The organism is Lentzea chajnantorensis, assembly GCF_054300775.1.
In genome coordinates, this window is record NZ_JBSDZT010000002.1 from 3,131,323 (window position 1) to 3,145,910 (window position 14,588).

Below are 14,588 nucleotides of genomic sequence, written 5' to 3' on the forward strand. Positions count from 1 at the left end.
TCGGCTCATGAAGCTTTCCGGGTTGCTGAACCGCACCAACCACCAACTTCCCGGTGTCACCGGCGTCGCGCGGGTGGATCGGCGCGTGAGCGACCTGGTGCGGCGGGTCAGCCCCGGGGACGTGGCCGTGTTCGACCTGGTCGACCTCGACCGGCGCACCGCGGAGGCCCTCGTCGCCGCGGAGGTGGTGGGCGTCGTGAACGCGTCGCCGTCCATTTCCGGGCGCTTTCCCAACCTGGGCCCGGAACTGCTGATCGAGGCGGGCATTCCGCTCATCGACAACGTCGGCGCGACCGCCCTGCGCGAGATCAGGGAAGGCACGAAGATCCGCCTGCACGAAGGGGTCGTGTACGCGGGTGAACGCGAGCTCGCGACGGGGATCGAGCAGAACGCGGAAAGCATCGCCGACGCCATGATCGAGGCGAAGGCCGGCATGTCGGCACAGCTGGAGGCGTTCTCCGCCAACACCATCGAGTTCCTGCGCCGGGAACGCGCGCTCGTCCTCGACGGCGTCGGCGTGCCCGAGGTGTACGTCCCGATGCGCGACCGGCAGGTGCTCGTCGTCGCCGGCGGCCCCTCGCACGCCGAGGAGCTGCGCAAGCTCAAGAAGTACATCCGCGAGTACCGGCCGGTGCTGATCGGGGTCGACACCGGCGCGGACACGCTGCACGACGCGGGCCTCGCACCGGACATCGTCGTCGGCGACCCCGACGGCATCGGCACCGCGTCGCTGCGCGCGGCCACCGAGGTGGTCGTGCCGGCGCAGACCGACGGCCACGCGCCCGGCCTGCAACGCATCCAGGACCTCGGCATCGGCGCGGTGACCTTCCCCGCGTCCGGCAACGCCGAGGACCTCGCCCTGCTGCTGGCCGAGGCGCACGGCGCGTCCCTCGTCGTCACGGTCGGGCTGCGCGCGACGCTGCGCGAGTTCCTCGACCGCGGGCACTCCGGGTCCAACCCCTCCACGTTCCTCACCCGGCTGAAGCTCGGCAGCAAGCTCGTCGACGGGGAGGCCGTCGCGACCCTGCACCGCAGCCGGGTGTCGTTGGGCGTGATCACCCTGCTGGTGGCCGCCGCGATCGCCGCCATGGCCGCGGCGCTGGCGGTCTCCGGCGTCGGTCACGTCTACGTCGACATCGTGGTCGACGGCTGGCACTCCGTCGTCAACTGGTTCAAGGGGTTCTTCTCGTGATCACGCTGCGCTACCACATAGTTTCGATCACCGCCGTGTTCCTCGCGCTGGCGGTGGGCGTCGTGCTGGGGTCCACCGCGATCAGCGGCAGACTGCTGTCCGGGCTGAGCGACGAGAAGAACTCGTTGGCACAGCAGGTGAACGACCTGCAGAACGACCGCAACGCGGTGAACGCCAAGCTGACCGACGCCGACGAGTTCGCCGCGTCGGTCGGGCCGCTCGCGGTGAAGGACCGGCTGACCGACCGCACGGTCGTGCTGGTGACCACCTCGGACGCCCGCCCCTCCGACCGCGACGCGCTGAGCGGGCTGCTGAAGTCCGCCGGTGCCACCGTCACCGGTGAGGTCCAGCTGACCGACGCGTTCGCCGACCCGTCCCGCGCCGACCAGCTCCGCGAGCTCGTCGCCCGCCTGCAACCCGCCGGCTCGCAGCTGCCGACCGCCGGCGACCCCGGCACCCGCGCCGGTGGCCTGTTCGGGGCGTTGCTGCTGCTCAACCCCACCGGCAACCAGCCGCAGGCGACCCCGGACGAGGCCGCGGCGGCGCTCGCCGGGCTCTCCAACGCGGGCTTCGTGAAGGCCACCTCCAGCGTGAAGCCCGCACAGCTCGCCGTCGTGCTGACCGGCGGTGCGGCGCTCGGCGACTCGGCAGCGGACCGGGCCTCCACGATCGCGCGGTTCGCCACCCAGCTCGACCGCTCCGGTGCGGGCGTCGTCCTGGCCGGTGCGAACGGGTCCGCCAACGGCACCGGCGCCCTCGGCGTGGTGCGCGCGGACACCAACGCCACGTCCGTCCTGTCCACCGTCGACAACTCGGACACCTCGGCCGGCCGGGTCGTCGTCGTGCTGGCGCTGCACGAACAGCTCGAAGGCCGCGCGGGCCGCTACGGGGTGGCGGGCAACGCCGAGGCGTCCTCGCCGGGGAACGCGAGCTAGTACTCGGTCGTCCAGTCGCCCGGCAGCACCGCGAGCAGCTCGTCCAGCGCGCGGGGCGTGCGGGCACGGGCCCACAGCCACTGCCGGTCGTCCTCGCGGATGAGCACGTCGTCGGTGCCGAACCACCGGGTGTTCGGGCTGTGCAACGGCAACAGCTCGAACTCGCGCTCCAGCAGGGAGGTGTCCGCCTCGGACATCTCCCTGTCGGCCGTCTGGGCGCCGTCGCGGAACAACGCCTCCGACAGCACCAGCTCCACGCACGCGTGCGACAGCCGCGGCAGCCAGGGGTCCCAGGTCTCCTCGGACTTGTCGACCAGGTCCAGCTTGATCAGCACCGCCGGGTCCTCGTCCCGCGCGGTCGTGCCCCAGGCCGCCACCCACTGGTTCTCGTCGCGGAACACCAGAACGTCGCCCTCCATGCGCAGCTCCGCGGGCAGCAGCAGCCGGTCCTGGTTGCTGGTCAGGTCGGGGCGCTTGCCGAACAACGCGTAGGCCTCGCGCAACGCCGCCGGTATCCGCACGCCCAGCCGGGCCTCCGCGGCGTCGAGGTCCGCGTTGCTCCAGCCGTCCTGCGCCTCGATCGGCTCGGCCCACCAGGCCGCGAACCCTTCGATGAACCGCCAGGCGGCCGCGCGGTTCCGCACCGCCCTGGCCGCCGCTCCCACCACGTCGAAGGTCACGGCACCACGATTCCCGATCGCGCGGCCCGTCGCCGGTGGTTCGGGAAATCCCGCACCGCGAAGGGCTGCGGTTTCCGCCGTGACCGCAGCCGGTGCCGCCTACGACGCCGTCGCGCCGCTCTACGCCGAGCTGTTCCGCGACGTGCTCGACACCCTCCCGCTGGAACGCGCGCTGCTGGCCGCGTTCGCCGAGCTCGTGCTCGCCCACGACGGCGGTCCGGTCGCCGATGTCGGCTGCGGGCCTGGTCACGTGACGGCGCACCTGCGGGCGCTCGGGCCGGAGGTGTTCGGCATCGACCCGTCGGCGGAGATGGTCGCCCTGGCCCGCGCGGACCGGCCGCACCTGCGGTTCGAGCAGGGGGCGATGCCGGCGCTGGAGGTCGCCGACGGCGCGCTCGGCGGGGTGCTGGCTCTGTTCTCGACGATCCACCTGCCGCAGGCGCAACTCCCGGTTGCCATCGCGGACCTCCATCGGGTGCTTTCACCGGGCGGTGTGCTGCTGCTCGGGTACCTCGCCGGTGACGATCCGCTGCCGCGAGAGGTCGACCACAGGGTCGCCCCGGCGTGGGAGTGGGTCCCCGCCGCGATGGCGGAGCTGCTGGGGCAGACCGGGTTCGCCGAGGTCGGACGGCTGGAGCGGGCACCGCACGACGGCGAGCGGTTCCGGTCCGGTTTCCTGCTCGCACCCAGGCAGGGATGAAGCCGGTCCACGCGCTGCGCCGATCGGGTGATGTGATCTGCCGGGTCGTGGTGCGCTGAGTGACCGGCGGCGTGTTAGCGTTATGGCCCGTGGATAGGGGGATTCACCCCCACGATTTTCACGGGAGCCCCGTTGGTGCAGCAGGCACGTACGACCAAGCACGTCTTCGTCACAGGAGGCGTCGCCTCCTCGCTGGGCAAGGGGCTCACAGCCTCCAGCCTCGGCCAGTTGCTCACCTCGCGCGGCCTGCGGGTAACGATGCAGAAGCTCGACCCGTACCTCAACGTGGACCCCGGCACGATGAACCCGTTCCAGCACGGCGAGGTCTTCGTGACCGACGACGGTGCCGAGACGGACCTCGACATCGGCCACTACGAGCGGTTCCTCGCGCGCGACCTGAGCGGTGACGCGAACGTCACGACCGGCCAGGTCTACTCCGAGGTGATCGCCAAGGAGCGGCGCGGCGAGTACCTGGGCGACACGGTCCAGGTGATCCCGCACATCACCGACGAGATCAAGCGCCGCATCCGCGCGATGGCCGAGCCGGACGCCGACGGCGTCACGCCCGACGTGGTCATCACCGAGGTCGGCGGCACGGTCGGCGACATCGAGTCGCTGCCGTTCCTGGAGGCGTGCCGCCAGGTCCGCCACGACGTCGGCCGCGACAACGTCTTCTTCCTGCACGTCAGCCTGGTGCCGTACCTGGCGCCGTCCGGCGAGCTGAAGACCAAGCCGACCCAGCACTCCGTCGCGGCGCTGCGCAACATCGGCATCCAGCCCGACGCGATCGTGTGCCGCGCGGACCGGGAGATCCCGGACTCGCTCAAGCGCAAGATCGGCCTGATGTGCGACGTCGACACCGACGCCGTCGTGGCCGCCGTGGACGCGCCGTCGATCTACGACATCCCGAAGGTGCTGCACGCCGAGGGCCTCGACGCCTACGTCGTGCGCCGCCTCGACCTGCCGTTCCGCGACGTCGACTGGACGGTGTGGGGCGACCTGCTGGAGCGCGTGCACAACCCGGCGGAGACGGTGAAGATCGCGCTCGTCGGCAAGTACGTCGACCTGCCCGACGCCTACCTGTCGGTCACCGAGGCGCTGCGCGCCGGCGGGTTCGCCCACCACGCCAAGGTCGAGATCAAGTGGGTGCCGTCGGACGAGTGCCAGACGCCCGAGGGCGCGGCGCGCGCGTTGTCCGGCATGGACGCGGTGCTGATCCCCGGCGGGTTCGGCGTGCGCGGCATCGAGGGCAAGATCGGCGCACTGAAGCACACCCGCACCCGCGGTGTGCCGACGCTGGGCCTGTGCCTGGGCCTGCAGTGCATGGTCATCGAGGCCGCGCGGAACCTCGCGGGCATCGAGGACGCGATCTCGTCGGAGTTCGACGAGGGCGGCTCGCCGGTCATCTCCACGATGGCCGACCAGGAGGACGTCGTCTCCGGCCAGCGGGACATGGGCGGCACGATGCGGCTCGGCGCGTACGTCGCGAAGCTGACGCCGGGCTCGGTGGTCGCGAACGCCTACGGCACGACCGAGGTGTCCGAACGGCACCGGCACCGCTACGAGGTGAACAACGCCTACCGCGACAAGCTCGCCGACGCCGGCCTGGTCTTCTCCGGCACCTCGCCGGACGGCCGCCTGGTCGAGTTCGTCGAGCTGCCCGCCGACGTGCACCCGTTCTACGCGGCCACGCAGGCGCATCCCGAGCTCAAGTCCCGTCCCACGAAGCCGCACCCGCTGTTCGCGGCGTTCGTGAAGGCCGCGATCGACTACCGGGTGGCTGACCGCCTCCCCCTGACCGCGGGAGCCGCGAAGTGACCACTCGGCACGACTTCCGCACCGTCGCCAGCGAGGACCTGCACGTCGGGAAGATCCTGGCGCTGCGCGTCGACGAGGTCGAGATGCCCGGCGGCGGCACGGCCAAGCGCGAGATCGTCGAGCACACCGGTGCCGTCGCGGTCGTCGCGGTCTCCGACTCCGGCGAGGTCACGCTGGTCCACCAGTACCGGCACGCGCTCGGCCGGCACCTGTGGGAGCTGCCGGCGGGCCTGCTCGACCACGACGGCGAACCGCCCGTGACCGGTGCGCGCCGCGAGCTGGTCGAGGAGGTCGGCCTGGACGCCACCGAGTGGCACGTCCTGGTCGACGTGGCCGCCTCGCCCGGTTTCACCGACGAGGTCGTGCGGGTGTTCCTCGCCCGCGGCCTGACCTCGGTGGACCGCGACGTGCAGGGCGAGGAGGAGGCGGACCTGGAGGTCCACCGCTTCCCGCTCGCCGAGGCGGTGCGGATGGTGCTCTCCGGTGAGATCGTGAACGCCTCGTCGGTCGCCGGTCTGCTCGCCGCCCGGGAGGTGCTGGAGGGCCGCGCGGAGCCGCGTCCCGCCGACGCCCCGTTCCAGGACAAGCCCACCCGGTTCGCGGCGCGCGGGAAGTAGGGGGTTCTCCCGTGAAGACGCTGAGGGGCGCCCTGCGGAGGTTGCGGGCGCCCCTCAGCGTGCTCGCGGTGGGGGGCGCGGGTGCCGTGGTGCTGCTGTTCGTCGACCCGAACCAGCCCGGCAACCTGCTGCCCAAGTGCCCGTTCAACTGGCTCACGGGCCTCAACTGCCCCGGTTGCGGCATCACGCGCATGGCACACGCACTGCTGCACGGCGACGTCGTGGCGGCGTGGCACTTCAACGCGGCCATGCTCGTCGTCGGCGTGCCGTTCGCCGTGTGGCTGTTCGCGCGGTGGATCCGGGCGTCGTGGACGGGCCAGCCCCAGCAGATCCCGAAACGGGTGCCGGGCCTGGTGATCGCGTTCGCGCTCGTGTGGGGCATCGGCCGCAACCTGGCCGGCATCTGACCCCTGCTGTTCAGGCGTCTGCAAGTACTACCGACTGGCAGTTGGAAGCTTCTATGTCAAGCGGTGGCGGGTAGTTGGGTGTTTGTGCTGCTCATGTCGGTTTTGAGTGCTGTGTAGACGATGTCGGAGAGGTGTCGTTTGAGGGCGCGCAGGGCGGCTTTGCGGGTGGTGTGGGGTCGGCGTTGCCGGTAGCGGTCGAGGTAGTCGCGTGCTGCCGGGTGGTGGCGTAGCTGGGTGATGGCCATGCGGTGCAGGGCGGCGTTGAGTTGCCGGTTGCCGCCGCGGGAGAGCCGGAATGTCGGTGTGTTGCCGGTCCGGATCGGGATGGGTGCGGTGCCGTTGTGCGCGGCGAAGGCGGCGCTGGTGGGGAATCGGGTGATGCCGCCGGTCTCGCCGATGATCTTCGCGGCGGTGAGCACGCCGATGCCGGTCAGGCCGAGCAGGGCCGGTGCCATCGGCCGCACCAGCTCGCCGAGACGCCGCTCGAGGTCGCGGATGCGGGTGCTGAGGGCGGTGATGTCGGCCAGGAGCTCGGTGGCCAGGTCGCGGCGCACTGAGCCGGGCAGGGCGCGCAGCCGGTCGGCCAACCGGGTTCGGGCGCGGGCGCCGGTGAGGGTGGCGGTGGCGGCCTCGAGTGCGGGGTCGAGGTCGTGCAGGTGCCAGCGCAGCTGGTTGATCGTCGCGGTGCGCCGTGCGACGAGGGTGTCGTGGTGGTCGACCAGCAGCCGCACGTCCAGCGCGTCCTGGTCGAGGTGTGCGGTGGGCAGGCCGTCCTCGCGCAGTGCGGCGCGGGCGGTGGCGAGGGCGTCGATGGGGTCGGACTTGCCCCGTGTCCGGGCCGTGCGGCGGGCGCGGGCCATGAGTTTGGGGGGCACGAGCACGACGCGCTGGCCGGCGGCGAGCAGGTAGCGGATCAGGCCGCCGGCCAGGCCCCGGCCGTCCTCGACCGCCCACAGCACCTGCTCGGCCTGGCCGTGTGCCCAGCTCAGCAGCGTGAACCAGGCGTCCGGGCGGGCGGGCAGCGTGCGCTGGGCGAGCTTGCGGCCGGCCTGGTCGGCGGTGACCGCGGTGAGCGTTGACTTGTGCGGATCGATTCCGCAGACCACCATCGACACTCGTGTTCGTCCTCTCGGCCAAAGGGAGACAACACACATCCCTCGGATCGGCTGGACGACACACCTCGGACGAGGTGGGTACAGCGTCTGGACCACGCTTCTATCAAGTCAGGCCGGCCGGTCCGAGGACCCTGGTCGCGGTGGACATTTCCAACACAAGCCACCCACCATCGGGGGCGTGGTACTTGAGAGTCACCCCACGACCAGGGCCGGACACTAACCGCTGATCACCAGCGGCACCACCAACTCTGACACCGAGTGGTACTTGCAGACGCCATGAAAGCCAGGAGTCAGCCGCGGAGGGGGCGGCCTTCGGAGTCCGTGCCGCCGTTGACCAGGATGATGATGCCGTCGACCAGCGCCCAGATGCCGCAGCCGCCGCAGGTCAGCAGCTGCGCGACCGCGATGCCCGTGTCACCCATGTAGAAGCGGCCGACGCCGAACTGGCCGAGGAACAGCTGCAGCACGCCCGCGGCGACCTTCGACTTGTCCGAGTACGGGATGCCGCTGACCGGGTCGTAGCCGTAGGGCGCGCCGGGGTAGCCCATGCCGGGAGGCGGCGGCGTGGCGTACTGCGGCTGCGCGTACTGCTGCGGCTGCGGGCCCGTGTACTGCTGCGGGTGGGGCCCGGTGTACTGCTGCTGCGGCGGGGCGTACGGCTGCGTGGGCATGGGCGGCGGAACGGCGGCGAACGGCACCGACGGCGGCGCGAGGAACGGCGGGTGCGGCTGCGGGAGGTCGCGGAACAGCTCCGCGAGCTCGGCGTAGGACTGCGCGTTCGACGCGCGGTTGACCCGGTCCTGGTACTCGGAGATGTCGAGCCGCGCTTGCGCGAAGTGGTCGTTGAGCGCGGTGATCGCCTCTTCGCGCTGTTGGTTGCCGATGCGCTGCTGCTCTGGCCCGAAAGGTTCTGACACGCCTGCGCACGTTATCCGATGCAGGAGGCCGAGTTGCGGAATACGCTGCGACGATGTTGGTCGGTGTCCCAAAGGAGATCAAGAACCACGAGTACCGCGTCGCCATCACGCCCGCCGGGGTGGTCGAGCTGGTCCGCCGCGGGCACGAGGTCGTGGTCGAGCACGAGGCCGGTGCCGGGTCGTCCTTCCCCGACGACGAGTACACGGCCGCGGGAGCGCGGATCGCCGCGACCGCGGACGAGGTGTGGGCGGCGGCCGAGCTGGTGCTGAAGGTCAAGGAACCGATCGAGCCCGAGTTCCACCGGATGCGCCGCGACCAGGTGCTCTTCACCTACCTGCACCTCGCGGCCGCGCCGGGGTGCACGCGGGCCATCGCGGAGGCCGGCGTCACGGCCATCGCCTACGAGACCGTGCAGCTGCCCGACGGGTCGCTGCCGTTGCTGGCGCCGATGAGCGAGATCGCCGGGCGGATGGCCGCCCAGGTCGGCGCACACTGCCTGGAACGCGCGCAGGGCGGCCGCGGTGTGCTGCTCGGCGGCGCACCCGGTGTCGCGGCGGGCAAGGTCGCGGTGATCGGCGCGGGCGTGGCCGGCATGAACGCGGCGACGATGGCGGTCGGCATGCAGGCCGAGGTCGTCGTGCTCGACACCAACGTCAACCGGTTGCGGCAGATCGACTTCACCTACCGCGGGCACCTGCAGACCATCGCGTCCAACGCTTACGAGGTCGAGAAGGCGTGCCGCTGGGCGGACCTCGTGATCGGCGCGGTGCTCGTGCCCGGTGCCCGCGCGCCGAAGCTCGTCGGCAACGACCTGGTGTCGCGGATGCGGCCTGGGAGCGTGCTGGTGGACATCGCGATCGACCAGGGCGGGTGTTTCGAGGACTCGCGGCCGACGACGCACGACGATCCCACCTACCGTGTGCACGACTCGGTGTTCTACTGCGTCGCGAACATGCCCGGTGCCGTGCCGAACACGTCGACCTACGCGCTGACGAACGTGACACTGCCGTACGTCCTCGCGTTGGCGGACAAGGGTTTCGACCGCGCTGTCGCAGAAGACCCGGCGCTGGCCAAGGGCGTCAACGCGCGTGGAGGAGAGATCGTGCTGGAAGGACTGGCGTGGTAGCAGACCTGGTGGCGAGCTACCTCGACCACCTCGCCGTCGAACGCGGCACCGCGCGCAACACCCTCGACTCCTACACCCGCGACCTGCGCCGGTACACCGAGCACCTGGAGTCGCTCGGCATCACCGACCTGGCGGCGGTGACCGAGTCCCACGTGAGCGAGTTCCTGGCGGCGTTGCGCGAAAGCGGTTTGGCCGCTTCGTCCGCAGCGCGCACATTGGTTGCTGTGCGGGGACTTCACCGCTTCGCGCACCGTGAAGGTGTGGTGCCCCATGACGCCGCACGCGCCGTGCACCCGCCATCACCGCCCAAGAGACTGCCGAAAGCCTTGCCCGTCAACGATGTGCTGACCCTGCTCGACACCGTGGGGAACCTCAGGGACAAGGCGCTGCTGGAGTTGCTGTACTCCACGGGAGCGCGAATCTCCGAGGTCGTCGGGCTCGACGTGGACGACGTCGACGCCGCCGAACGCACCGTGCTGCTCGACGGCAAGGGCGGCAAGCAACGGCTCGTCCCGGTGGGGCGCCCGGCGCTGGCGGCGGTGGACGCCTACCTCGTGAGAGCACGCCCCGCGCTGGCGGCCAAGGGGCGTGGCACGCCCGCGTTGTTCCTGAACGCGCGCGGCGGACGGCTTTCCCGGCAGAGCGCGTGGACCGTGTTGAAGACCGCGGCGGAGGAAGCCGGCATCACCGCCGCGGTCTCCCCCCACACGTTGCGGCATTCGTTCGCCACCCATCTGCTCGAAGGGGGTGCCGACGTTCGGGTGGTGCAGGAACTTCTCGGGCACGCATCGGTTACGACCACTCAGGTGTACACACTGGTAACCGTTACGACTTTGAGGGAGGTCTACGCAACTGCACACCCTCGGGCCACTGGAACATGAGGCTTCCACGGGTACGGTGGACAGGTGCCGAACTTGGACGAGCCGTCCCCCCAGGCCATCGATCTTGCCTCCGTGCTGCACGCGCTGAGCGACCCGACGAGGCTCGCGGTCGTTCGCCAGATCCAGTCCAGCGGAGAGAGGCTGTGCGGGGCCTTCGAGGTCGACGTGGCGAAGTCGACCCTGTCCCAGCACCTGCGCGTGCTGCGGGAAGCGGGCCTCACCCGGACCCGGTGCCGCGGCAACCAGCGCTGGGTGTCACTGCGCCGCGATGACCTGGACCTCCTGTTCCCTGGCCTGCTCGACGTGGTGCTGACGGCCGCGGACCGGCGCACACGTTCGGATGTTCCGGCCTGACTGAGTCTTGACAGTCACATGCCGACCCCCGAAACATTCTCCCGCCCCCTCCAGGACACGGCGAGGCGCGTTGCCGCTCGCACGGGTGCGGCCTAGGCTGCGCCCCGAGAGACGACTACGACCAGTGAGGGAACGCCAGCCATGTCGACACCGGAGCACGCTTTCGCGCCCCGTGCCGACCTGAGCCTGGCCCCGCACGCCGCGCCGGTGGACGACGTCGCCCACGAGCAGGTCGACGGCATCGGCCCGACCGGTCGCGCCCGCCGCGCGCTCCCGGCCCCGCCGCCGTTGCTGCACCACGGCCCGGCGAAGATCCTCGCGGTGTGCAACCAGAAGGGCGGCGTCGGCAAGACGACGACGACCATCAACCTGGGCGCCGCGCTGGCCGAGTACGGCAGACGGGTGCTGCTCGTCGACTTCGACCCGCAGGGCGCGCTGTCCGTGGGCCTCGGCGTGCACCCGCACCAGCTGGAAACCACGATCTACAACGTCATCATGGAGAACGACACCGCCGTTCCCGACGTCATCCGCAAGACCATGGTCGACGACATGGACCTGCTGCCGAGCAACATCGACCTCTCGGCCGCGGAGATCCAGCTGGTGTCCGAGGTGGGCCGCGAGCACACCCTCGTGCGCACCCTCCGCCCCGTCATCGACCACTACGACTACGTGCTGGTCGACTGCCAGCCCTCGCTCGGCCTGCTCACGGTGAACGCCCTCGCGGCCGCGGACGGCGTGCTGATCCCGCTGGAGTGCGAGTTCTTCTCGCTGCGCGGGGTGGCACTGCTCATCGACACCATCGAGAAGGTCAAGGAACGGTTGAACCCCAAGCTCACCATCACCGGCATCCTCGCCACGATGTACGACCCCCGCACGCTGCACTCGCGCGAGGTCATGGCGCGGGTCGTGGAGGCGTTCGGCGAGATCGTGTTCGACTCGGTCATCAACCGCACGGTGCGCTTCCCGGAGACCACCGTGGCCGGTGAGCCGATCACCCGGTGGGCCCCGCGCTCCTCCGGTGCCAACGCCTACCGCGCGCTGGCCCGCGAGGTGATCGCCCGGTGACCCGTCGCCCCTCACTGCCGGGCGCGGCCGAGCTGTTCCGCCTGACCTCGGCACCCGCCGCCACCCCGGCAGAGGTGCCGTCCGGCGGCACGGCCGCGCAGCAGCGCCGCGGGTCCGGGCGGACCGGGCACACCACGAAGATCACCGTCTACGTGTCCGACGAGGAGCTGCTGGCGCTGGAGACCGCGCGGCTCGCGTTGCGCGCGTCGCACGGCCTCGGGGTCGACCGCGGCCGGGTGGTGCGCGAGGCGATCGCGATCGTGCTGGACGACCTGGAGGCGCACGGGGACGCGTCGTTGCTGGTGCGCAGGTTGCGCGAGCAGTGACCGAGGAAACACCCGCTGCTGCTCCCGAGGTGGTCGACGACGGCAGGTTCAAGGTCCGGCTCACGAACTTCGAGGGCCCGTTCGACCTGCTGCTGCAGCTCATCTCCCAGCACACCCTCGACGTGACCGAGGTGGCCCTGCACCGGGTCACCGACGACTTCATCGCCCACATCCGCGCGCTCGGCTCCGCCTGGGACCTCGACGAGACCACCGAGTTCCTGGTGATCGCCGCGACCCTGCTGGACCTGAAGGCGGCCCGGCTGCTGCCCGCGGGCGACGTCGAGGACGAGGACGACCTGGCCCTGCTGGAGGCGCGCGACCTGCTGTTCGCCCGCCTGCTGCAGTACCGCGCCTACAAGCAGGTCGCGGCCCTGTTCGCCGAGCTCGAACAGGGCGCCTACCGCCGCTACCCGCGCTCGGTGGCGCTGGAACCGCGCTTCGAGGGCCTGCTGCCCGAGGTGATGCTCGGCGTCACCCCCGACAAGTTCGCGCTGATCGCCGCCGCCGCGTTCCGGCCGAAGCCCAAGCGCACCCTGTCCACCGCCCACGTCCACCAGCACCGCGTGTCGATCCGCGCGACCGCTGACGAGCTGCGGACGTTCCTGGTGGAGCGCGGCACGGCGTCGTTCACGGAGATCGTCGCCGACTGCACCGAGACGATGCAGGTCGTCGCACGCTTCCTGGCGCTGCTGGAGTTGTACCGGGAGAAGTCGCTCGCCTTCGAGCAGGAGGACCCGCTCGGGCCGCTGCAGGTGACGTGGGTCGGCGGGACGTTGGAACAGGCGCAGGCCGCGGCACCGGCCGGCGACGAGGACGAGGACTACGAATGAGCGACCCAGAGGTCGGGCCGGAGCCGGTCGTCGGACCGGACGCGGCACAGGTGGAGCGGCCGGGGCCGGCGTTCGACGGTGGCACGGGCGCGGCGGAGTACGACGCGGCGGCCGCGGCGCTGGCCGCGAAGTTCGGGGCGGGTGCCGCGGAGACGAAGCCCGCGAAGCGCCGGTCCAAGCCCCGGCCCGCCGAGCCCCAGCCGGAGCTCCCGGTCACCGAGCCCGCCGGGACGGAGACCGGGACCGGGACCGGGGCCGAGGACGCCGCCCAGCTCGAAGCGCAGCTCCTCGCCGCCGCACCCGAGGAGCAGATCGAGGACTCCGGCCTGCCCGACCTCACCGACGACGCCGAGCTCGACGGCGCGCTGGAGTCGGTGCTGCTCGTCGTGGACAGCCCCATCGCGGAAGACCAGCTGAGCAGTGCCCTTGAGCAGCCGGTTAAGCGAATCAAGCAGGCACTCCGTAGACTCTCCACCCGGTACACCGAGTCCGGCAGCGGCATCGACCTGCGCAGGGCGGGGGACGGCTGGCGGTTCTACACGCGAGACCGGTTCGCCCCGTTCGTGGAGAAGCTGCTGCTCGACGGCCAGCGCGCGAAACTCACCCGCGCTGCCCTGGAGACGCTCGCGGTGATCGCCTACCGGCAGCCCGTCACGAGGGCGCGGATCGCGGCGGTTCGCGGCGTCAACGTCGACGGTGTGATCCGGACCCTGGTCGCACGGGGGCTCATCGAGGAGACGGGCACCGACAGCGACACGGGTGGGATCCTGTACCGCACGACCGAACTGTTCCTGGAGCGGTTGGGGCTGTCGTCGTTGAACGACCTGCCGCCGATCGCTCCGCTGCTGCCCGAAGTGGATGCGATCGACGATGTCTGAGAACGAGGGCGTGCGCCTGCAGAAGGTGCTCGCGCAGGCCGGTGTCGCCTCACGCCGTGCTTCGGAGGAGCTGATCGACCAGGGGCGGGTGCAGGTCGACGGCAAGGTGGTGCGCGAGCAGGGCCGCCGGATCGACCCCGAGACCGCGGTCGTGCACGTCGACGGCGTGCGGGTGCAGATCCGCGAGGACGTCGTCACGATCGCGCTGAACAAGCCGTTCGGGATCCTGTCCACCATGGAGGACGACCTGGGCCGGCCGTGCGTCGGCGACCTGGTGCGCAACCGCAAGGAGCGGCTCTTCCACGTCGGCAGGCTCGACGCGGAGACCGAGGGGTTGCTGCTGCTCACGAACGACGGTGAGCTGGCGCACCGGTTGATGCACCCGAGCTACAACGTCAAGAAGACCTACCTCGCCGAGGTGCCCGGCCCGGTCGAGCGCGGCCTGGGCAAGAAGCTCAAGGCGGGCGTCGAGCTGGAGGACGGCCCGGTCAAGGTCGACTCGTTCAAGCTGGTCACGGCGGTGCCGGGCAAGGCACTCGTCGAGATCGTCGTGCACGAGGGCCGCAAGCACATCGTGCGCCGGCTGATGGAGCACGTCGGCTACCCGGTGGAGTCGCTGGTGCGCACCGCGGTCGGCGACGTGCTGCTCGGCAACCAGCGGCCCGGCTCGATGCGCGTGCTGAACCGGCAGGAGGTCGGCGGGCTGTACAAGCTCGTGGGCCTGTGAACCCGGCGCGCCGCTGAAG

At 71.1% G+C, this 14,588-nt stretch carries 17 protein-coding genes; 14 read left to right on the forward strand and 3 right to left on the reverse strand.

Features of this window, described 5'->3' with window-relative positions; all coding sequences use genetic code 11:
- The first annotated feature begins 7 nt into the window (after nucleotides 1-7).
- A complete protein-coding gene (gene steA / locus ACVDFE_RS16120; protein WP_360392628.1) occupies nucleotides 8-1,192 on the forward strand; it encodes a putative cytokinetic ring protein SteA in 1,185 nt (394 codons plus the stop codon).
- Complete coding sequence (locus tag ACVDFE_RS16125) at nucleotides 1,189-2,127, forward strand: copper transporter (protein WP_458430915.1); 939 nt, start codon at nucleotides 1,189-1,191, stop codon at nucleotides 2,125-2,127. Before steA ends, ACVDFE_RS16125 begins: the two co-directional genes overlap by 4 nt.
- Here the strand turns inward: ACVDFE_RS16125 and ACVDFE_RS16130 are convergent.
- The gene (locus ACVDFE_RS16130) at nucleotides 2,124-2,807 is read right to left on the reverse strand and encodes a hypothetical protein (RefSeq protein ID WP_360392624.1); all 684 of its coding nucleotides are present in this window, start codon (nucleotides 2,805-2,807) and stop codon (nucleotides 2,124-2,126) included. The genes ACVDFE_RS16125 and ACVDFE_RS16130 overlap by 4 nt on opposite strands.
- A gap of 79 nt (nucleotides 2,808-2,886) precedes the next feature.
- Here ACVDFE_RS16130 and ACVDFE_RS16135 point away from each other — a divergent pair, with 79 nt between their 5' ends.
- The 4 genes from ACVDFE_RS16135 to ACVDFE_RS16150 all read left to right on the forward strand — a co-directional run bounded on the left by ACVDFE_RS16135 (nucleotide 2,887) and on the right by ACVDFE_RS16150 (nucleotide 6,349).
- Nucleotides 2,887-3,507 carry a class I SAM-dependent methyltransferase gene (locus ACVDFE_RS16135; RefSeq protein ID WP_458430916.1) on the forward strand — a complete coding sequence of 207 codons (621 nt, stop codon included), beginning with the start codon at nucleotides 2,887-2,889 and terminating at the stop codon, nucleotides 3,505-3,507.
- 135 nt (nucleotides 3,508-3,642) lie between these two features.
- Nucleotides 3,643-5,325 carry a CTP synthase gene (locus ACVDFE_RS16140; RefSeq protein ID WP_458430917.1) on the forward strand — a complete coding sequence of 561 codons (1,683 nt, stop codon included), beginning with the start codon at nucleotides 3,643-3,645 and terminating at the stop codon, nucleotides 5,323-5,325.
- Nucleotides 5,322-5,942: an NUDIX hydrolase gene (locus tag ACVDFE_RS16145; protein ID WP_360392617.1), complete on the forward strand. Its 621-nt coding sequence runs from the start codon at nucleotides 5,322-5,324 to the stop codon at nucleotides 5,940-5,942. The genes ACVDFE_RS16140 and ACVDFE_RS16145 overlap by 4 nt, the downstream gene beginning before the upstream one ends.
- An 11-nt stretch (nucleotides 5,943-5,953) precedes the next feature.
- Nucleotides 5,954-6,349, forward strand: coding sequence for a DUF2752 domain-containing protein (locus ACVDFE_RS16150; protein ID WP_458430918.1), 396 nt, complete (start codon nucleotides 5,954-5,956; stop codon nucleotides 6,347-6,349).
- A 56-nt stretch (nucleotides 6,350-6,405) separates the two neighbouring features.
- Here ACVDFE_RS16150 and ACVDFE_RS16155 read toward each other — a convergent pair whose 3' ends face one another.
- Nucleotides 6,406-7,458, reverse strand: a complete 1,053-nt coding sequence (locus ACVDFE_RS16155) for an IS110 family RNA-guided transposase (RefSeq protein WP_458430919.1) — start codon at nucleotides 7,456-7,458, stop codon at nucleotides 6,406-6,408.
- A gap of 296 nt (nucleotides 7,459-7,754) precedes the next feature.
- Entirely contained in the window at nucleotides 7,755-8,381 is a 627-nt protein-coding gene (locus ACVDFE_RS16160) for an NINE protein (protein WP_360392612.1), read from the reverse strand.
- Nucleotides 8,382-8,434: 53 nt separating this feature from the next.
- On the opposite strand from ACVDFE_RS16160, the gene ald reads away from it, so the two are divergent.
- The 8 genes from ald to ACVDFE_RS16200 all read left to right on the forward strand — a co-directional run bounded on the left by ald (nucleotide 8,435) and on the right by ACVDFE_RS16200 (nucleotide 14,569).
- On the forward strand, nucleotides 8,435-9,508 hold the full coding sequence (gene ald, locus ACVDFE_RS16165; protein WP_458430920.1) for an alanine dehydrogenase: 1,074 nt from the start codon (nucleotides 8,435-8,437) through the stop codon (nucleotides 9,506-9,508).
- Nucleotides 9,509-9,513: 5 nt separating this feature from the next.
- Nucleotides 9,514-10,389, forward strand: a complete 876-nt coding sequence (gene xerD / locus ACVDFE_RS16170) for a site-specific tyrosine recombinase XerD (protein WP_360392705.1) — start codon at nucleotides 9,514-9,516, stop codon at nucleotides 10,387-10,389.
- 24 nt (nucleotides 10,390-10,413) lie between these two features.
- Nucleotides 10,414-10,743, forward strand: coding sequence for an ArsR/SmtB family transcription factor (locus ACVDFE_RS16175; protein ID WP_360392606.1), 330 nt, complete (start codon nucleotides 10,414-10,416; stop codon nucleotides 10,741-10,743).
- Nucleotides 10,744-10,884: 141 nt separating this feature from the next.
- Nucleotides 10,885-11,808: a ParA family protein gene (locus tag ACVDFE_RS16180; protein ID WP_360392604.1), complete on the forward strand. Its 924-nt coding sequence runs from the start codon at nucleotides 10,885-10,887 to the stop codon at nucleotides 11,806-11,808.
- Entirely contained in the window at nucleotides 11,805-12,134 is a 330-nt protein-coding gene (locus tag ACVDFE_RS16185; RefSeq protein ID WP_458430921.1) for a hypothetical protein, read from the forward strand. The genes ACVDFE_RS16180 and ACVDFE_RS16185 overlap by 4 nt, the downstream gene beginning before the upstream one ends.
- Entirely contained in the window at nucleotides 12,131-12,964 is an 834-nt protein-coding gene (locus tag ACVDFE_RS16190; RefSeq protein ID WP_360392598.1) for a segregation and condensation protein A, read from the forward strand. Before ACVDFE_RS16185 ends, ACVDFE_RS16190 begins: the two co-directional genes overlap by 4 nt.
- A complete protein-coding gene (scpB, locus tag ACVDFE_RS16195) occupies nucleotides 12,961-13,842 on the forward strand; it encodes an SMC-Scp complex subunit ScpB (protein WP_458430922.1) in 882 nt (293 codons plus the stop codon). Before ACVDFE_RS16190 ends, scpB begins: the two co-directional genes overlap by 4 nt.
- A complete protein-coding gene (locus ACVDFE_RS16200; protein WP_360392593.1) occupies nucleotides 13,835-14,569 on the forward strand; it encodes a pseudouridine synthase in 735 nt (244 codons plus the stop codon). The genes scpB and ACVDFE_RS16200 overlap by 8 nt, the downstream gene beginning before the upstream one ends.
- The last annotated feature ends 19 nt before the right edge of the window (nucleotides 14,570-14,588 follow it).